A 20,895-nucleotide genomic window follows, 5' to 3' on the forward strand; every position below is an offset into this window, starting at 1 on the left:
GGAAAAGGCGTTGGCAGAAACGGTTTTAAATGATGCTTTAATCAAGCTACGGAAAAAACGGAGAAAAAAGTGGATCTGGACTGCGATTGTTTTACTGGTTGTAGGCGGAGGCGGAGCAGCAGTATATCTGAATATGCCGAAAGAGCAGGCAGCACCTGTAGTTCAGGACGAGACGTTTAAAGTAGAGCGCGGCGATGTGAGCGAGAAGCTGGACACGTCCGGCACCGTGCAAGCATCCAAGGAAGTGAAACTGAACTTTACGAGTGCAGGCGATAACAAGCTGGCTGCGGTGAACGTGAAAGCCGGGGACAAGGTCAAAAAAGGGCAAGTGTTGGCGCTTCTGGACAGTTCAGAAATTAAAATGCAAATTCAAAGTGCGTCTGATTCTTTAGAGATATCCAAAGCCAAGTTGGCTGAATTGGAGAAGGGTCCGAAGGCGGAAGATATTGAAATTCAGAAAACAAATGTACTTCGGGCCAAAATGGCTGTCGATACAGCGCAAGAATCATTTGAGTTGGAAGAGGCCGAAAGTCAGAAGAAAGCTTCCCAAAAGCAATTGGAGCAAGCGCGGAAGGCATATGAAGACCAAAAGTTTTTACATGATGCCGGGGCTGTATCCAACAGTGAATTGGAGCAGGCAGAGCAAGCATTGGATAAAGCACAAACGGACTATGATAATCTAGATTTACAGTTCCGCAAGATTATATCGCAAAAACGTCGTACCATTTCAGAGGCTGAAATCGGCTACCGTGCCGCATTGGCTGAGCTTCGCAAGACTCAGGTTCCGGCTGATGCATCGAGTATTCAGTCCTCACGGATAGAGGTGCGAAGACTGGCGACTGAGCTAGAGCAGAAAAAAAATGAACTGAACAAGCTTCAGGTCACGGCACCGTGGGACGGAGTGATCTTGAAGGTTAACGGGGATGTGGGAACCAGTCCGACGGCTCCATTTATTGTCATGAATAACTCGGATTCTAACGATCTTAAGGTAGTTGTGAAGGTAAGTCAGAACGACATTGTCAAGGTCAAAAAGGGGCTTTCGGCTGTGTTGACGACCAATGCATATCCGGGTGAATCGTTTCCAGGCAAGGTGCAATTTGTCTCACCGGAAGCCTCTACGGATGAAGGGATGACGACGTATCTGATGGAGCTGTCTGTTCATGACCCGAAAGGTAAGCTTAAAACAGGCATGATTATGAATGTGGCCGTTATTTTGGGAGTCCACAAAAATGTACTGTTCGTTCCTGCGACTGCCCTGAGATCCGAAGGAGGACAGGATGGCGTGTATGTTTCCGCTAATAACGCTGCGAATCCGGGGGCACGCACATTCAAGCCCGTAGAACTCGGATTTTACACGCCAGACCGAGTAGAGCTTAAGTCCGGTGTTAAGGAGGGAGACACGATTATTGTGCCTGCCCCTGAACCTCCGCCAGATCCTTCCGCAATGGGCGGCATGCAGGGAGGCTTTTAAACGGGCATGAGATATGTTATTCAGATTGAGGGTTTGAAAAAAGTGTACCATGTCGGAGATCAGGAAATTCATGCTCTGCGTGAGGTTCAACTTGATATTGCTGACGGTGATTTTGTTGCGATTATGGGACCGTCTGGATCAGGCAAGTCCACAATGATGAATGTCATCGGCTGTCTGGATTTACCTACATCAGGACAATTTTATTTGGATGGATATTCGATCTTAGATGCTCGCGAGGATGAACTGGCTATTATACGTAATCAGAAAATCGGATTTGTATTTCAGAAATTCCATTTACTTCCACGATCCACAGCTCTGGAAAACGTGGAACTGCCTATGATCTATGCGGGGGTTTCTGCCAAGGAGCGTCGTTTGCGGGCTATGGATGCCCTCACAAGCGTAGGTCTAGGCGATCGGATGAACAACAGGCCAAATGAATTGTCAGGCGGTCAGCAGCAACGGGTATCCATTGCGCGGGCACTTGTGAACAATCCGGTTATTCTCTTAGCGGATGAACCGACAGGAGCTTTGGACTCCAAAACAAGTGTGGAAATCATGGGGATTTTTCAGCGTCTGAACGATCAGGGGAAAACGGTTGTACTGGTTACTCATGATCAAGAGGTTGCGGAATACGCCAAGCGTCTGATTCATTTTCGAGATGGGCGGATTGAAAAGGATCAGCCTGTTGAGGAACGAAGAATGGCGGCAGAGGAAGTGAAGGCATGAAGTTTCAGGAAATTATTCGTGTGTCGCTCAATAGTTTGCGAACCAATATGCTGCGATCCTTGCTGACCATGGTGGGTATTATTATCGGAGTAGCCGCTGTGATTGCGATTGTAGCCATCGGTAAAGGATCAACCGCTACAATTACATCGCAGATCAATAGTATGGGAAATAATCTGCTGATGATCTATCCTTATGCTCCATATGATGGGTCAAGTTCCATGTCGTTCAACCAGACGAAAGGAATATCTTTGGAGGATATTGAGGCACTAGAGCAGCAAAAAGCAGTAGCCGAGGTGGCGCCAAGTGCGATGACCAATGCAGATATTACATGGAGTCGCAATAAGGTCAGCGGGCAAATCGAGGGGACCTCGCTGGGATTTGTTCATGTGAGAAAGTTGTCGCTCGCTCAGGGCAGATCGTTTACCCACTATGAAGTGGATAAACGATTGAATGTGGCTGTATTGGGGAGTGATGCGGCCCGTAATATTTTTGGCCCGGATGCTTCCAAAGCGGTAGGTGAGATCATTATGATCAAACAACTGCCCTTTAAGGTGGTTGGTGTGCTGGCTAATTCCAATTCAAATATGAATAATAGCGGACAGCAGGTCTATGTGCCAATCACAACGGGGATGGAACGACTAGGTAATATGAGCATTCAGCAGGTGAATGCCTCTGCAACAACGGAGGACAAGATTGATCAGGCAAGTGCTCAAATTCGGCAGGTGCTGCGTGTCAGACATGAGCTAAAGCCATCAGAGGGCGATGATTTTCAAATTATGACCCAGACGGAAATCTTAAAAACAGTGTCCGGGGTTGACCGGGTTATGAATATGCTGCTGATTGGTGTAGCTGCAATTGCGCTCGGCGTTGGTGGTGTTGGCATTATGAATATTATGCTGGTGTCTGTCACGGAGCGTACGAGGGAGATCGGAATTCGCAAAGCGATTGGTGCGCAACGCAGTGATATTATGCTGCAGTTTGTGGCTGAGGCTGTTTTTCTCAGTCTAATGGGTGGACTGGTCGGCGTTATGGTGGGTCTTGGGGGTGCAAAGCTGCTTGAGAAATTCGTCCAAATGCCGATTGTGTATTCGATAGAGCCAGTACTGTACTCTTTTTTGTGCTGCATGGGAGTCGGAGTGCTGTTCGGAGTATATCCGGCGCGCAAAGCCTCGAAGCTGCGTCCGATTGATGCTTTAAGATACGAATAGGAAAGCGGGTGCTTTGCCTTACTCGAAAGAGGGGGGATAAAGCGCCCGTTTTTTGTATGGAATAAGTGTTTTAAATGATAAAAAAACATGAATAACCACTTTAATTTTATATATGTGATGTTTTATATGTTTTTTTTAGGTTGATTTATTATTATATATGACGTATTATATTCCATATCAGATCGCAAGCAAAAAAGGAGGGGCGTTCATCATCGACCTTACGGCAAGACAAGTAGAAATTTTAAACATCGTACAAAAGCATGCCCCGATTACGGGTGACCAGATTGCGGAAATGCTTAATCTCAGTAAGGCGACCATTCGGACCGACCTATCCAAATTGGGCATTTTGAATTACATAGATGCTAAGCCCAAGGTCGGTTATTTTGTTGGAAAGCGGGGTACGCCGAACCGGGAGGAAAAATTCCGGCTTTTGCAAATGAAGGTCGGTGATCTTCACGGGGTTCCAGTCATCGTACGTGAAACAACCACAATTCAGGAAGCTGTCGTAGCTCTGTTTTTGGAAAATGTGAGCAATTTGATCGTCACCGATGAAGACGGAAATTTGGCAGGGGTGGCTTCCCGCAAGGATTTACTCAAGGTCACGTTAGGCAATCCCAATGCAGCAACCATTCCTGTCAGTCTTGTGATGACCCGACAGGCGAATGTGGTCACTGTTTCCCCAGAGGATACCGTACTAGAGGCAGCACGCAAAATTATTGCCCGTCAAATCGACAGTCTGCCTGTCGTCGTCCCTTCGGATTCTGACAAACCAGGAGAGCACTGGAAAGTCGTGGGACGTATTACAAAGACAAATATTATTAAAATGTTGCTCGATATGGTAGCAGAGGATTAATGGGAGGAATCGAATGGTTCAGGCGAGCAGTCATTTTATAGCGATCTGTTCAGACTCGATAGGTGAGACGGCAGAAGCTGTTGTACAGGCGACCATGCGCCAATTTGAGTTACCAGACACAGAGATCAAAAGATTTATGAATGTGAGGGATGAAGACGAGCTGAGTCGGGTAATGGAGGAAGTTGCCGAGCGTAAAGGCTTTGTAGCTTATACGCTGGTACAGCCGGAATTGAGAGAGGCGATGAAAGAGGAGGCTGTTCGGCTGAATGTGCGGGCTGTCGATATTATGGGACCGATGATGCAGGCGTTTGCCGATACGTTTCATAACGATCCCAAAGAGAAGCCTGGCCTACTGCACCGACTGGACGACAACTATTTTCGGCGTGTAGAGGCGCTGGATTTTGCAGTTCAATACGATGATGGCAAAGATGTGAGCGCTATTCTCAAAGCAGATATAGTATTGCTTGGCGTGTCTCGTATTTCCAAAACTCCTTTATCCATGTTTCTCGCACATAAAGGTTATAAAACAGTCAACATACCGGTTGTACCGGAGCTGACACCACCTGTTCAGTTGAAGGATGTTCAGCGTGGCCGAGTGTTCGGATTGACGATCCAGCCGGAGCTACTGTTGAAAATACGCAGTGAACGACTGAAGGTAATGGGGCTTCCTAATAATGTGCAGTATGCTACAGCGACGAGGGTGGAAGAGGAGATCGCGTATGCGCAGTCTTTGTTTAAAGAGCTGAATTGTCCAGTCATTGATGTTACAGATAAAGCAATTGAAGAGACAGCAGGCTTGATTGTCAGAATGCTATAAAGCGAAGCAACTTAGAAGCAACGTTTATAAAGAAAATATGAATCACGGGATACAGGAGTGTAAATATAAAATGGCAGCAAAGCTGCCGTGAAATATTATTTGCCTGTGGGTAACAATTATTTTTAGGAGAGGTGAGGGATAGGTATGGAGAGTCAAATGGCATTGGAATTCGTTCGGGTAACAGAGGCAGCGGCACTGCAATCGGCACAATGGACAGGGCGTGGAGATAAGAATAGCGCGGACGAGGCGGCAACAGTAGCCATTCGTACTCATTTTAATGCGGTATCCATGGACGGCACGGTCGTGATTGGTGAAGGCGAAATGGATGAGGCTCCCATGCTGTATATCGGGGAGAGAGTAGGCAATCGCAGAGGGCCGGCCATGGATATTGCTGTTGATCCTCTCGAAGGGACTGAAACGGTGGCGAACGGTTTGAATAACGCACTGTCGGTCATTGCTGCTGCACCTCGTGGTAGTCTACTACACGCTCCGGATATGTACATGCAAAAATTAGCTGTTGGTCCGGCATTGGCTGGAAAGCTGTCACTAGAAGACACGATTCCGACTACATTGTCAAAAGCAGCGCGCATACTGGGGAAATCCTTGTCCGATCTTACGGTGTCGATTCTGGATCGTTCACGGCATGCCGGGATTATCCAGCTTCTGCGGGAAAGCGGCGTTCGGATCAAGCTGCTTGGTCATGGGGATGTGATGGGCGCAATTGAAACCTGCCTGGATAGCGGTGTAGATTTGCATATTGGCTCTGGCGGTGCTCCTGAGGGTGTATTGGCCGCGGCCGCGCTGAAATGCATGGGCGGAGAAATACAAGGCCGTCTGCTTCCTCATGGAGAAGAAGAGATTGCACGTTGCAAACGCATGGGTATTACTGATCCAGGGGCGTTGCTGTCGATGGAGGACATGGTCGGACGCCAAGGCGTGATGTTTGTCGCTACAGGCGTTACGCCTGGTGAGTGGTTGCAGGGGGTTCGTTCTCTGCCTGGTCACAGAGCTGAAACCCATTCAGTTGTAATGCATTCAGATACAAAAACGATTCGTTTCGTGCGAAGTATTCATCATACAGCTGATTCTTCCGGTACGCTTGCAGCCGCGGCATCCTCTTGAAATTTGAAGTCAAGACTTCCTTCACTGGTGAATTCAATCATAATAAACTTATAAAACAGCAAGTCTCTGACTAAAGGGAGACTTGCTGTTACTGTTTTTTGGGGATAAAAGAGTAAAAGCAAGGATATAAATTTCTAAAAAACAGGCACTTTTGAAGTGAAATTGAAACGTTTCTATTAGGGCTTGAAAAGAAAAAACATAGCTTTGGAAGAGAAAAAATCAATTCAAACTAATTTTTTTAGACGAAGAGTCAAAAAAAATTATGCATTATATAGTTCTTTGAAACTATATAAAAACCCTGTTTATTAAAAATTTAAAGAGTTATTAATTTGGGTTTGTGTGTGGTTGTTTTAAATTAGTTCCATTATATAGGAGGTTGAAGGGAGGTGCGGAAAAAGTCGGAATTTGTCGGATGATATCAGGTTGAATTTGTTACATTTATGTTAAAGGCATGTAAAGATAAAATTGTTATAGGACAAGGGCTTTAGGCGTAATTGTAAATCAAAATGATTTTAGTTTTACAATGTTCGTGAAAATGTGAAATTATGTTTTAAGCCAAATTTGCAGATCGTGATGGGCAGATAATGAGCGAAAAAGTAAAATTGTTGCTTTTGTAGTTTGGAAACAAATAGCATAATATGGATTTTGGTTTATTTTTATGAAGTCTAGTAATTTAGAACTTTTGTCCCATGTCAAGCCGTTTTAAAGTTTGTATATTTAAAAAAGCTAGAAAGTGTTGGAAGAAAAAAAGATATATAAGGATTTATTGTAAAATTATTACTTCATAGAGGATGGAGGAATTCATATGACGACTCGATCACAATCTTGGTTCGCGAAAACAGAGGTCCAACCAACTGCGAAACTCCAACTATTTTGCTTCCCCTACGCCGGCGGCGGTGCTTACATATTTAACTCTTGGAAGTCCAGGCTCGCACCTGATATTACTGTGTTGCCAATACAACTCCCAGGACGTGAGGCCCGCTCCATTGAAGCTCCAATGGAAACCCTTCAAGACATCGTTCAATCGCTGGTTCCCGCTATGGCTCCATACATGCATAAGCCGTTTGCCTTTTTTGGACATAGCATGGGGGCACTGATTGCATTTGAAACAGCACGGCAGTTGTACAGCAAAACAGGAAAACTACCTGTGCATATCATCGTATCTGGCAAATCCGCCCCTCATATTCCATACTCCAAAAAACGACTCCATGATTTAGCAGATGATTCTTTCACCGAAGAGCTCCGTTTGATGCAGGGCACCCCCGAAGAGGTGCTGCAAAATGCAGAATTGATGCAAATTATTATGCCTCGTCTGCGTGCAGATTTTAAGGTATGTGAAACTTATGTTTATCAGCCGGGAAATCCACTGGCATGCCCGATGACGGTTCTAGGGGGAACGAAGGATTTTGAGGTTAGCACAGACTCACTCCGTGCCTGGCAGCAGCATACGATGTCACCTATGGATGTCCGGATGTTCGAAGGCAATCACTTTTTCATCCATGAACAAGAGCAAGAGGTTATGAGTGCAGTCGAGGACATTCTTTCCGCATCCTCGCCGATGGCCCACACTGCGGCAGCTCATACAGCTTGCAACACAAGCACTCCACAACCACGATTCAGGCAGAGTTGACTGTCCCACACATCACGATACACTTCGCTATCACCATCTCAGCAATAACCGATAAAACAACCCACCATGATGCATTTCCCAACATAGATTAAAATCCAACTTTACTGTACAGGCACTCATTCATTTCAGACACAGAGTTTACTTCAACGACGTCCATCGCCAATCTAAATAGTTCGCACTGCATAAAGTGTGGGCAATGAAAAAGAGGGATGCCCTTGTTTCGAGCAAATTCTGCTTTTCGGAGACTTACACGTTATATAAAACCGTATAACCTTTGGGTTTTTATAACCGTAATTTCTTCTTTGTGTTTAGCAGCTATTGACATTATTTTGGGTAAGGCCATAGAGCAAATGGCACAGGGCACATTCTCCTCCACCCAGAACATGATCTATCTAGTTGTTGGTATGACGGTCATTGGAATGCCTTGTAAGTTTGTGATGAGGTACGCTTCAGCACGATTTAGTGTTAGTGCATTGCGTGACTTGAGAGGCGATCTCGTACATAAGTTTTATGATTTACCTGTTTCTAGCGTGGAGAGGAAGTTCACCGGAGATCTGGTATCCCGTCTAACAAACAATACGGCGCTGTTGCAGAACTTTTTTATCCAGCAATTTGCTAATCAGACGGTGTATCGTCTAACCATATCGTGCAGGAGCTGGGACAACTGTACGAGGGACAGGCCTTGGAGCCGCTGCCAATTCAGTACAAGGACTATGCGGTGTGGCAGCAGCAGGAAATGCAGCGTGAGTCCTACCAGCGCCGGGAACAGTTCTGGCTGGAGCATTTAGCCGGGGAATTACCGGTACTGGATCTGCCGATTGCTTATCCTAGACCTGCTGTTCGCAGCTTCGAGGGAGCAACGTATGAGTTTACCGTGGACCCGAATGTATCCGAGCAATTGCGCCAAGTGGCGGCACAGACCGGAAGTACGCTGTACATGGTGCTGATGAGCGCCTACACCGTTCTGCTGTCCAAATATAGTGGTCAGGACGATTTGATCATCGGTACGCCGGTAGCAGGTCGTTTGTTACCTGAACTGGAGCCGCTGATCGGCATGTTCGTCAATACACTAGCCATCCGGCATCAGCCGCAGGGCAACTCAACGTTCCACAGCTACCTACTGGAAGCCCGAGAGCGTACGTTACAAGCCTTCGAGCATCAGGATTATCCGCTGGAAGAGCTGGTGGAAAAGCTGGATATAGTACGGGATGCAAGCCGTAATCCGTTGTTTGATACTATGTTTGTACTGCAAAATACGGAGTCACAGGAAGCAAAGCTTGAAACGTTGTCCTTCAGTCCTTATGTGCAGGAGCATCGTATTTCCAAATTTGATTTGACCTTGTCCATGAGTGATGAAGACGGGCAGATCAAGGGTTCCTTTGAATATTGCACGAAGCTGTTTGGCGCTGACGCTATTGAACGATTAACCGGAGATTTGATAGCGATCCTGTCACAGGTTGCGGCCAATCCAGATTTGCAATTAAGCGATATTCAGGTGAACTTGGGTGAACAAGCAAAAGGCTTCTCACCGGATTCCATCGACTTTGTTTTCTAGATCAGTTTTCAGGTTTCTAAAAGGCAATGATTTCACTTTGCATGTGCAAAGGGCAGCGGCTTCGTCCGACTGCCCTTGCCTGCAAAGTATTCTTTTTCCGATACAACGCTCATCTACGTAACAACGCACCATTCCAACCGGGGTACAGACCCCATAAAGCAGGAGGGATGTCATTGAAAGCCTTATTTGAGAAAGAGAAAAATTACTGGAGTCATAAGCTGGAATCCGAGGATCGTATCATCTGCTTGCCATATACCAACCATGTGTCCAGGGATACAGCTGCAACAGATTCTAATTGTCATACGTACACGCTGACATTTCCATCAGAAATTTCCCAAAGAATATCATCTATAACAGGTGGGGCTCCATGGGCTGTATTTATGGTTCTGCTTGCTGGAGTAGAAAGTTTATTGCATAAATACACAGGTGAAGAAAGTGTGCTGCTGGGCATTCCTGTAGCCAAGTCTGGCAACGGTGCTACCAAGCCAATCAACCATCTGCTTTTATTGAAAAATACGCTGGATTCTTCAACGACCTTCAAAACCTTGCTGTCTCAGATCAAAACCTCTGTCAGCGAAGCTATTGAACACCAAAATATTCCTTTTTGGAACTATACCGAGGGGCTTGAAATCCTACGTAACAAGGACGACAAGCCTCTTATCCACACCACGGCCTCCTTGCAAAATATTCACATTTCTGATTTTCTACATCACGTGCAATCTGAGCTGGATTTTCAATTTCAATGGGAAAATGCTGCAGTTTCTCTAAACGTGAAATACAGTAGCGACCGTTACGACCAGGTGACGATTGAACGCTTTGTTGAGCAGCTATTACGGCTGTATACCGTTGTTTTACATCAGCCAGAGTTGGAGATTTGCACAGCACAAGTGCTGTCAGAACAAGAAGTAGAGCAGCTGGTTCATACTTTCAACGATACAGCTGTAGATTATCCACGTGATGCTTCCATTCATGAATTGTTCGAGATACAGGCGAAGCAGGTACCACAGCAGGTGGCAGTAGTGTCTGGACCCAATAGCCTAACCTATGAAAAATTAAATGAAAAGGCCAACCGACTGGCTCATTTTTTACGTAAGCAGGGAATCCGTACTGAACAGACAGTCGGCATTGTAGCTGAGCGCTCGATTGAGATGATTGTAGGCATGCTCGCGATTCTTAAAGCAGGCGGGGTGTATGTTCCGATTGACTCTGATTACCCGGACGAGCGCGTGCGTTATTTGCTGGAGGATTCCGAGACCAAGATACTACTTGTACAAAAAATGGAGCATCGGCCCACAGATTTTAAGGGAATAGTACTTGACCTGAGTGATGATGCGATCTATGAAACAGATGATGCTGATCGCTGCAATTCCGTTTTGTCGTATGATAACGGGATGAGTACAGATACGGGTAATATGGGATATGTGGACTGCCTAAACCCACTCTATTCTATTTCTGCTAGTCCCGAACTTGCTTCTACTACAACTATCCCAACAGAAGCTACGCAATCAGAACAAGCTAAACCAATACAGCAGGTTTATGCAGCTGAAGAACAACCGAAGGCGACCGCAGCTGATCGATTGGCCTATATTATGTACACCTCAGGGACAACAGGCCAGCCCAAAGGGGTAATGGTGGAACATCGCAATGTCGTTCGTTTGGTGAAACATGCAAACTATGCACGTTTGGATGCGGACACGCGCATTTTGCAGACTGGGTCTGTTGTCTTTGATGCGTCCACCTTTGAAATTTGGGGGGCGTTGCTAAATGGTGGACAGCTTGTGCTAGTGAGTCAGGATGTCATTTTGGACGTGCTTAAGCTTAAGGAAGCTGTACGCAGCCACGGCATTACCACGATGTTTCTGACCACACCGCTCTTTAACCAGCTGTCTCAGCAGGATCTGGCGCTGTTCGAGGGGATACGGGAACTGCTGGTCGGCGGTGATGTGATGTCCGTACCACATATGACTCGGGTGCTGAAGGCTCATCCGTCCCTGCGAATCAGTAATATCTATGGCCCAACTGAAAATACGACCTTTTCCACAGTGCATGCGATCAACGGTGTGCAATCGGAATCTGTGCCAATTGGCAGACCGATCCATAATTCGACAGCATATGTCGTGGACCGTTCGATGCAGCTTCAGCCCGTCGGGGTATGGGGTGAGTTGCTAGTGGGCGGTGATGGGGTGGCACGTGGATACCGCAACCGTCCGGACTTAACGGCTGAAAAGTTCATCGATAGTCCGTTCCGTAACGGCGAACGCTGCTATCGCACCGGGGACCTGGTACGTTGGAATGCAGATGGGGCGCTGGAATACAAGGGACGGATCGATGCGCAAGTGAAAATCCGGGGTTACCGGATCGAGCTGGGCGAGGTGGAAGCGCAGCTGTTGAAGCTGGAGGTGGTGCGAGAAGCTGTTGTGACTGCACATGAGGATGAGCAGGGGCAAAAGCAGCTCTGCGCTTATGTAGTAACTCATGCGAATGCACAGTTAAGTGAGCTCCGCAGCGCTTTGAGCCGGGAACTGCCGGGTTATATGGTGCCGTCGTATTTTGTGCAGTTGGAGCAGCTGCCATTGACGCCTAATGGCAAGGTGGATCGCCGAGCTTTGCCTCAGCCGCAGGGAAGCATAAGCTCAGGTGCAGAATATGTAGCTCCTCAAAATCAGTTACAAGCACAACTGGTCAGCATTTGGAAAGATGTGCTGGAACTTGAGCGCATTGGGATTAAGGATAACTTTTTTGAAGCAGGAGGTCATTCCTTACGGGCGACAAATGTCATCTCGCTCATCCATAAGGAATTGCATAAAAATGTGCAGCTAAAGGACCTATTCCAGCACCCAACCATCGAACAGCTTGCGCAGGTTATTGAAGCACTGGAGCAAACCACCTATGAATCCATTCCTGTTTCGGGAAATAAGCCATTTTATGCGGTATCCTCGGCTCAAAAACGGATGTATATTCTCAATCAGCTTGATGGAGCGGGAACTAGCTATAACATACCAGGCGCCTTGACATTGACCGGTTCACTTGATTACAAGGCACTGGATAACGCGTTCCGTCAGCTTATTTATCGCCATGAAACATTGCGCACAAGCTTTGAAAGCATGAACGGTGAACCTGTCCAGCGAGTACATGACGAGGTTCCTTTTCGCGTGGAGTTGATTCATGCCCACGGAGCTGACCAAAAGGAAACGGATGAGCTGGTGCATGGCTTTGTTCAGCCGTTTGATCTTGCGCATGCTCCGCTGTTCCGGGCGGGTCTGATTGAAACTGGGCCAGAGCATCATATTTTGCTGCTGGATATGCATCACATCATTTCGGACGGCACCTCTATAAATGTATTGATTCAGGACTTCATCCACTTATATGCGGGGGACACGCTGCCGTCGCTGCGCATTCAGTATAAGGACTATGCCGCATGGCAGCAGGAACAGCAGCAAAGTGAACGCTATCAGGAACAGGAAAATTACTGGCTCAATACCTTCGCAGGAGAGCTGCCAGTGCTGGATATCCCGACGGATTATCCACGTCCGGCGGTGAGAAGCTTTGAAGGAGATGTACTGGAATTTACGCTCGATCAACGGCAAAGCGAAGGATTAAAAGGCATTGCGATGCAGACCGAATCGACCTTATATATGGTGCTGTTGGCTGCCTATACGACTTTGCTTAGCCAATACAGCGGGCAGGAGGATATCATTGTCGGCTCGCCGATTGCGGGGCGGCCACATGCTGATCTTAGCAGTCTGATTGGGATGTTCGTCAATACACTGGCGATCCGCAATTATCCGGAAGGCGGGAAAACATTCCGCGATTATGTGCTGGAGGTCAAGGATAACGCGTTAAAGGCTTTTGAACATCAGGATTATCCTTTCGAAGAGCTGGTAGAAAAGCTGGGCGTGGATCGGGATTTAAGCCGCAATCCATTATTTGATACCATGTTTGCTTTACAAAACCTGGAGCAAACAGAGCAGCAGCTGGCAGAGCTGCAATTAGCGCCCTATCCGAGTGAACAAACAACGGCCAAATTTGATCTAAGTCTGTTCGCGCAGGAGGATGGGGAACAAATTGCCTGCGGTTTTCAATACGGAACCCGGCTGTACAAACGCGAAACCATCGAACGACTGGCTGTACATTTACAGCAGCTAATCAATGTGGTTATAGAACAGCCGGAGATCGCTCTTGCGGCTATAGAAATGGTTTCGGCCCAAGAAAAAGAGCAGCTGGTGGAGCAATTCAGCACTACAGCAGCAGACTCTCCGTATCCACGGGATCAATTACTGCATGTGCTGTTCGAGGAACAGGTTGCACAATCGCCAGATCGACTAGCGATCACCTTTGCGGACACACAGCTCACTTATCGCGAGCTGAATGAGCGTTCCGATCGTCTGGCATGTGTCCTTACTTCCCATGGGATACGGCGTGGGTCCGGGGCTCAGATACAGCGAGTAGGGATAGTAGCTGAGCGTTCCATTGAAATGGTCGTGGGCATGCTGGCTATTATGAAGGCAGGCGGGGCTTACGTTCCTATTGATCCCGAGTATCCGGAAGAGCGTATCCGTTATTTACTGGAGGATTCCGGTGCCGAGCTGTTACTGTCACAGCGACGGGAACAGATTTCTTTTGAACCAGGTATTCCGGTTATCGATTTGAGCGATGCGCAACTATGGAGCAGCGAATTTGAAGGATACACTCATACTCATGAATCAGCTTCCATTACAAATGGGGGGTCTGCCTTAGATCTTTCGCATGTCATATACACCTCTGGTACGACAGGCAAGCCGAAAGGCGTTATGGTCAATCACCGTAATGTCGCACGGTTGGTGAAAGGCAATAGCTACGCCACGCTTGACGAAAATACGCGTATGCTGCAAATGGGCGCAGTTGTATTCGATGCCTCCACGTTTGAAATCTGGGGAACGCTGCTGAACGGTGGTCAATTATATGTAGTAAATCATGACACTATTTTGGATGCTGCCAAGTTCAAACAAGTGATGAACAAGTATCGTATTAACACCATGTTCATGACCACGGCTTTATTCAATCAGCATTCACAGCAAGACATTGAAGTGTTTGCATCCCTAAAGGAATTGCTAGTGGGTGGGGATGTGATGTCCGTACCACATGTTAACCGCGTGCTGAAGGAGTACCCGCAGCTTCGGTTGAGTAATGTTTATGGGCCGACAGAGAACACGACCTTTTCCACCACCTATGAAATTACAGAACCGCAAACTCAAGGTGTTCCCATTGGACGTCCGATTGATCATTCCACCATTTATGTGGTCAATCGTTCGTTAAAATTGCAGCCTGTCGGGGCGTGGGGCGAGCTCCTTCTCGGTGGCGATGGCGTGGCACTCGGGTATCTGAACCGGCCTGAGCTTACGGCAGAAAAGTTTATTGAAAGTCCATTCCGGCCTGAAGAATATTGCTATCGTACAGGGGATTTGGTGCGTTGGCGTGCTGATGGCGTACTGGAGTACAAGGGAAGAATGGATGAGCAGGTCAAAATTCGCGGCTACCGCATCGAACTGGGTGAAGTTGAAACCCGTTTGTCCACGATTGCAGGTGTGAAGGAATCTGTTGTTACTGTGCGGCAGGACGATAGCGGGCAAAAACAGCTGTGTGCATATTTTGTAACAGACAGCGAATTGAGCGCTAGCGACTTACGTAGTGTGTTATCACAGGATCTGCCGAGCTATATGGTGCCTTCCTACTTTGTGCAGCTGTCGAAACTGCCTTTGACACTGAATGGCAAAGTAGACCGTAGGGCACTGTCTGCACCTGAGCCTAATGTCGATACAGGTATGGATTATGTGGCACCTGAGACAGATGTCCAACTGGCCTTGGCTGCGGCTTGGGGAGCCATTCTGGGTATACAGAAGGTAGGCACACAAGATAACTTTTTCCATTTGGGTGGTGACTCCATCAAGGCTATCCAAGTATCGTCCCGCTTGTTTCAGGCTGGATACAAGCTGGAAATGAAGGATTTGTTCAAATATCCAACGATTGCAGGATTGAGCACATATATTCAGCCAGTTAAACGAGTAGCCGAGCAGGGTGAGGTTACGGGACATGTTGTGCTTACACCGATTCAGCGCTGGTTCTTTGAACAGTCAACGGATGAACCACATTATTTCAACCAATCTGTCATGCTCTATCGGCAGGAAGGCTATAACGAACGGGCACTTCGGCTGGCACTCCATCAGATTACAGCGCACCATGACGCCTTGCGAATGACTTTTCGTTCGTCGGAGAACGGATATACGGCATGGAACCGAGGTGTAGGGGAAGGCGAACCGTACCATTTGGAGTGCTTTGACTATAGGGATAGCGAAGTAATTGAAGAGAATTTGGAGAAAATGATTGAGGCTAAATGCAATGAAATTCAATCCAGTATTTCCTTGAGCGAAGGGCCATTGATGAGGCTCGGCCTATTCCGTTGCCCGGATGGAGATCATCTGTTGGTCGTGATTCACCATTTGACAGTGGATGGGGTATCCTGGCGCATCCTATTCGAGGATTTGGCGACAGCATATGAGCAAGCCGCCAAGGGCGAACAGGTGATTCAGTTACCGCACAAGACGGATTCGTTTCAAACATGGGCCGAGAAGCTGCACGCCTATGCCAACAGCCCAGCGATGGAACGTGAGCGGGCGTATTGGGAGGGGATTGCACAAGCGAAACCGGCACCTCTGCCGCAAGATTATGGACATAACGAGCACGACAAGCCATTGATTGGCGATAGTGAGTCGGTTACTGCTTTGTGGACACACGAAGAGACAGAGCAATTGCTCAAGCAGGCCAATCGTGCCTACCGTACAGAAATTAATGACCTGTTGCTGACGGCAGTAGGAATGGCATTGCAAGCATGGAGTGGTCATGATCGTTTCCTAATTAATCTAGAGGGACATGGTCGTGAAGCCATTTTACCAGAGGTGGACATTACCCGGACGATTGGGTGGTTTACAAGCCAATATCCTGTTTTACTCGATATGCCAAAAGAAACGGCTCTTTCGCAGCGAATCAAGCATGCGAAAGAAGGATTGCGTAGTATTCCGCAAAAAGGAATAGGTTACGGGATACTGAAATATTTAGCCGAAGTATCTCCAGCCCTATGTGAGGTAGATCCTGAGATCAGCTTTAACTATTTAGGACAATTTGATCAGGATATGAAGGGAAATGACCTGCAGTCGTCTCCTTATAGTGGAGGTATGCCACTTAGCCCGACTATGGCTCGGACGTATACGCTGGATTTTGGCGGCATCATTTCAGGAGGCCAACTGGGGCTGACAATTAGCTATAGTCGTACCAGCTATCGACCAGAGACGATCGAGCGATTGGCCAGTTTATTGGAATCGAGCCTGCGTGAAATTTTGAAGCATTGCATTCATAAAGAACATCCAGAGCTAACCCCAAGCGATATTTCCTATAAAGGAATGCGTGTTGAGGAGTTGGACAGCTTGTTGTCTGAGATGGGTGCTACGGGTGAAATCGACAATGTCTATACCCTGACCCCAATGCAAAAAGGGATGCTGTTTCACAGCCAACTCGATAGTCAAGCAGCTGCCAATGACGCGTATTTTGAGCAGGTTTCTTATGATATGCAAGGTCAGCTGGACATTCATGCTTTTGCAGAAAGCCTGAATACTCTAGTTCGACGACATGAGGCGCTGCGTACACACTTTTATTTTGGACGGGATACGGAGCCTTTGCAGGTAGTGTATCGAAACCAAGATTGTGGCTTCTATTACGAAGATTTACGAGAGCTGGATAGCGATACAAGGGATACGCAGCTGACCAATTTCAAGTTGCAAGATAAAGCACGAGGCTTTGATCTGCGTCGGGATGTCCTACTGCGTGTAGCGATTTTGCGCACTGGGGAAGATCGTTATCATTTTGTGTGGAGCTTCCATCATATTGTGATGGACGGTTGGTGTCTGTCCCTTGTAAACAAAGAAGTGTTTGAGAGCTATGCAGCACTTCGGGAGCGCAGAGTACCGGAGTTGGCGCCGGCAGTGCCTTACAGTCGCTTTATTGAATGGCTGGAAGCACAGGATCGCACCGCAGCAACCGACTACTGGAGAAGCTATTTGTCCGGGTATGAGCAGCAAACAGAACTGCCAGCTGTAAAATCCGGCCGCAAGGGTGAAGGCTATATGGCCAGTGACTGGATGACGGATTGGGAGCATGAGCTGGCTCTCCGGGTGGAAGAGACGGCCAAGCGGTATCAGGTGACCATGAATACATTATTGCAAACCACATGGGGGATTCTGCTACAAAAGTACAACAACCATAGTGATGTTGTATTTGGCAGTGTCGTCTCAGGTCGTCCATCGGATATTATCGGGGTCGAGGATATTATTGGCTTGTTCATTAATACCATTCCTGTTCGCATCCGTAGTGAAGCAGGGGAAACTTTTGCGGAAGTTATGAAGAAAATGCAGGAGCAAGCGGTGGCTTCTCATGCGTATGATACGTATCCGTTGTTTGAAATTCAGGCACTGACCGACCAGAAACAGAATTTAATTAACCATATTATGGTGTTTGAAAATTATCCGGTGGATGAGCAGATTGAAGAAATGGGTAGTGACGGGCAGGAGTTATTATCGGTTTCCAACGTGACGGCTACAGAACAGACTAACTATGATTTGAGCATCGTCGTTATGCCGGGAGAAGGCATAAAAATTCGTTTTATGTATAACGAACTCTGCTTTGATCAAGCAGATATTGAACGTCTACACGGACATTTTGTGCATCTGCTAGAGCAAATTTTGCTTAACCCGAATGTTTGCGTTGAAGAGCTGGAATTGGTTACAGCCTCAGAAAAACAACAGATTATAGGAGAATTTAATGACACGGCCTTAGCATATTCCTACAATCAGACGATCCAAAAACGGTTTGAGGAGCAGGTGGAACGTACGCCGGATCATATCGCCGTCGTTTGGGGCCAACAATCTTTAACTTACCGTGAACTGAACGAGCGAGCCAACCGCCTTGCACGGACTTTGCGCGCGAAGGGGGTTAAACCAGATCAGTCGGTAGGTATTATGGTATATCGCTCGCTAGAGATGATCGTAGGCATCTATGCGATCCTCAAGGCCGGCGGAGCCTATGTGCCAATTGATCCGGAATTTCCAGCCGACCGCATCTGCTTTATGCTGGAGGACTCCGGAGCGAAGCTGGTGCTGACGCAATCGCATTTAGCGGAGCAAGCATCGCTGAGCTTCGATGGCCAGGTGCTTGTGCTGGATCACGAGGACATCTATCACGAAGATGGCTCGAATCTGGAGCCACTGGCCGGACCGCACCATGTCGCCTATGTGATCTATACCTCCGGTTCCACCGGAAAACCGAAGGGCGTAATGGTGGAGCACCATTCCGTGCTGAACCGGATTTTGTGGATGCATGATCGTTACGGCTTAAGTGCGGAAGATACGATCCTGCAAAAGACCGCCTTCACCTTTGACGTGTCGGTGTGGGAGCTGTTCTGGTGGTCGATGGTCGGCTCGAAGGTGAGTCTGCTGTCGGTCGGCGGGGAAAAGAACCCGGAAGAGATTGTGGACACGATTGCTCGTGATGGCGTGAGCACGATGCACTTTGTACCGGCCATGCTGCATGCGTTCCTGGAGTATGTGGAGCAGCAACCACGAGAAGCGATGCAAGCGAAGCTAGGCACGCTGCGCCATGTTTTTGCCAGTGGTGAAGCCTTACCGCCACAGCATGTGGCCCGGTTCCAGCGGCTCGTGTCGAGCTTTGCCGGAGCGAAGCTGATCAACCTGTATGGTCCAACCGAAGCGACGGTGGACGTATCGTACTTCGATTGCGAGCCGGATGAGGAATATGCGGTTATTCCGATCGGGAAACCGATTCAGAATATCCGTCTGTACATCGTGAAGGAAGGTACAGGGCAATTGCAGCCGATCGGGGTCGCGGGTGAGCTGTGCATCGGCGGTGTAGGTGTAGCCCGAGGCTATCTGAACCGTCCGGAGCTGACGGCCGAGAAGTTTGTGAAAGATCCGTTTGCTGGAGGCAAAGCAGGCTATGAGCGGATGTACCGTACAGGCGATTTGGCAAGATGGATGCCGGACGGCAACATTGAATATCTGGGCCGGATTGACCATCAGGTGAAAATTCGCGGTTATCGAATTGAACTGGGCGAAGTGGAGGCACGATTGGCAAGTGTGCCGCTCGTGCGGGACAGCGTTGTTATTGCTTTGCAGGATGGAATAGGTCAGCAGCAATTATGTGCTTACTTTACGGCTGATGAGCAGCTGACTGTCCGTGAGATTCGAGCTGTACTATTGGGCAGTCTACCAAGCTATATGATTCCATCCGTATTCGTACAGATGGAGCGTATTCCGCTGACGGCCAACGGCAAAATCGACCGAAAAGCGTTACCTACGCCGGACACAGCGCTGCGCACGGGTATAGAATATGTTGCACCGCGAACCGACGTGGAGCAGTTACTGGCAGCCATTTGGCAGGAAATACTTGATATTCCACAAGTGGGTATCCACGATGACTTTTTCACGTTGGGTGGACATTCCTTGAAAGTACTGGAGCTTATACGCAAAGTTCACCTTGCCACAAACATTGAGCTTCCTATACGTAGTGTGCTGGAGTTCCCGACCATAGAAGAGCAGGCGCTCACATTATTGAAAGCTGATCTGGAATACAAGGCTGATAGTCCAATCATTCGGTTGAATGAACACGGTCCGGTCTCCATCTTCTGCTTTCCGCCGATGCTTGGATACGGGCTGTCGTTTGCAGAGCTTGCGAAACAACTGGATCAAGACGCAGTCGTGTACGGGTTAGAGTTCGTAGATGATGCTGCGGATGAGCAGGCAATGTTGGCACGTTATGTTGATCTTATCGTCAGCACGCAAGCGCAAGGTCCGTATGTACTGCTTGGTTATTCCATAGGTGGGAATCTAGCGCATAAGGTTGCCTCTACACTGGAGCGTCAAGGTCATGCTGTATCCGACATTTTTATGCTTGATTCAGTCAAAAGAACGGAAGCCCTACCTTTCACAGACGAAGAAACAGAGCAGGAAATTCATGCGATGCTGGAACAGGTTCCTGAATCTTACCGCGAGCTGCTGAATGAAACGTACCAGCGTAAAATGATCGCTTATGCGGTGTATGGCAATCAGCTTGTGAATACTGAAAAGGTTCAGGCGAATATTCATGGTTTTGACGCCGTTGGATCGGAAACGGTGAAGGGCACAGGAGATAATCGACTTTTATGGAAAGACGCTACACAAGGAAGTTATGAAGAGCATAGCTTGATTGGGAATCATTATGAACTGCTGGAACCCGGATTTATCGAAGAAAATGTAAAAGGTATCCGTGCCGCGATACAAAAGATTACCCGGAACATGGACAAAGGCATGGCACAAGGTTTAGCACATCATAATTCTTGAAAATCTACGCTTGGCGAATAATTGGATGTTAACACCAATTTAATCTGTAACCCATGAATCCTGATCGAACAAGTAAGAAGCCTTCCACTTACG

9 protein-coding genes and 1 pseudogene are annotated in these 20,895 nt (G+C 47.7%); all 10 read left to right on the forward strand.

Annotated features, from left to right (window positions below):
* Nucleotides 1-10 precede the first annotated feature (10 nt).
* Entirely contained in the window at nucleotides 11-1,471 is a 1,461-nt protein-coding gene (locus PPM_RS11345) for an efflux RND transporter periplasmic adaptor subunit (RefSeq protein ID WP_013370991.1), read from the forward strand.
* A 6-nt stretch (nucleotides 1,472-1,477) separates the two neighbouring features.
* Nucleotides 1,478-2,197, forward strand: a complete 720-nt coding sequence (locus PPM_RS11350; RefSeq protein WP_013370992.1) for an ABC transporter ATP-binding protein — start codon at nucleotides 1,478-1,480, stop codon at nucleotides 2,195-2,197.
* On the forward strand, nucleotides 2,194-3,405 hold the full coding sequence (locus PPM_RS11355; RefSeq protein ID WP_013370993.1) for an ABC transporter permease: 1,212 nt from the start codon (nucleotides 2,194-2,196) through the stop codon (nucleotides 3,403-3,405). Before PPM_RS11350 ends, PPM_RS11355 begins: the two co-directional genes overlap by 4 nt.
* Nucleotides 3,406-3,562: 157 nt before the next feature.
* Nucleotides 3,563-4,258, forward strand: coding sequence for a helix-turn-helix transcriptional regulator (locus PPM_RS11360; RefSeq protein ID WP_013370994.1), 696 nt, complete (start codon nucleotides 3,563-3,565; stop codon nucleotides 4,256-4,258).
* A gap of 13 nt (nucleotides 4,259-4,271) precedes the next feature.
* A complete protein-coding gene (locus tag PPM_RS11365; protein WP_013370995.1) occupies nucleotides 4,272-5,075 on the forward strand; it encodes a pyruvate, water dikinase regulatory protein in 804 nt (267 codons plus the stop codon).
* 144 nt (nucleotides 5,076-5,219) lie between these two features.
* Entirely contained in the window at nucleotides 5,220-6,197 is a 978-nt protein-coding gene (gene glpX, locus PPM_RS11370; RefSeq protein WP_014599716.1) for a class II fructose-bisphosphatase, read from the forward strand.
* An 805-nt stretch (nucleotides 6,198-7,002) separates the two neighbouring features.
* On the forward strand, nucleotides 7,003-7,827 hold the full coding sequence (locus PPM_RS11375) for a thioesterase II family protein (protein ID WP_014599717.1): 825 nt from the start codon (nucleotides 7,003-7,005) through the stop codon (nucleotides 7,825-7,827).
* 215 nt (nucleotides 7,828-8,042) lie between these two features.
* A pseudogene (locus PPM_RS28485) lies at nucleotides 8,043-8,447 on the forward strand (ABC transporter transmembrane domain-containing protein); the annotation flags it as partial.
* A gap of 26 nt (nucleotides 8,448-8,473) precedes the next feature.
* The gene (locus PPM_RS11380; protein ID WP_013370998.1) at nucleotides 8,474-9,382 is read left to right on the forward strand and encodes a condensation domain-containing protein; all 909 of its coding nucleotides are present in this window, start codon (nucleotides 8,474-8,476) and stop codon (nucleotides 9,380-9,382) included.
* A gap of 173 nt (nucleotides 9,383-9,555) precedes the next feature.
* Nucleotides 9,556-20,802 carry a non-ribosomal peptide synthetase gene (locus tag PPM_RS11385; protein WP_013370999.1) on the forward strand — a complete coding sequence of 3,749 codons (11,247 nt, stop codon included), beginning with the start codon at nucleotides 9,556-9,558 and terminating at the stop codon, nucleotides 20,800-20,802.
* The last annotated feature ends 93 nt before the right edge of the window (nucleotides 20,803-20,895 follow it).

Origin of the sequence: Paenibacillus polymyxa M1 (genome assembly GCF_000237325.1) — a bacterium.
Classification (GTDB): Bacteria; Bacillota; Bacilli; order Paenibacillales; family Paenibacillaceae; genus Paenibacillus; species Paenibacillus polymyxa_C.

What these genes read in the sequence shown, in the direction of transcription:
- PPM_RS11375 (WP_014599717.1), top strand. Translation starts at nt 7,003, where the DNA reads ATGACGACTCGATCACAATCTTGGTTCGCGAAAACAGAGGTCCAACCA.
- PPM_RS11365 (WP_013370995.1), top strand. Translation starts at nt 4,272, where the DNA reads ATGGTTCAGGCGAGCAGTCATTTTATAGCGATCTGTTCAGACTCGATA.
- PPM_RS11350 (WP_013370992.1), top strand. Translation starts at nt 1,478, where the DNA reads ATGAGATATGTTATTCAGATTGAGGGTTTGAAAAAAGTGTACCATGTC.
- PPM_RS11360 (WP_013370994.1), top strand. Translation starts at nt 3,563, where the DNA reads ATGACGTATTATATTCCATATCAGATCGCAAGCAAAAAAGGAGGGGCG.
- PPM_RS11355 (WP_013370993.1), top strand. Translation starts at nt 2,194, where the DNA reads ATGAAGTTTCAGGAAATTATTCGTGTGTCGCTCAATAGTTTGCGAACC.
- glpX (WP_014599716.1), top strand. Translation starts at nt 5,220, where the DNA reads ATGGAGAGTCAAATGGCATTGGAATTCGTTCGGGTAACAGAGGCAGCG.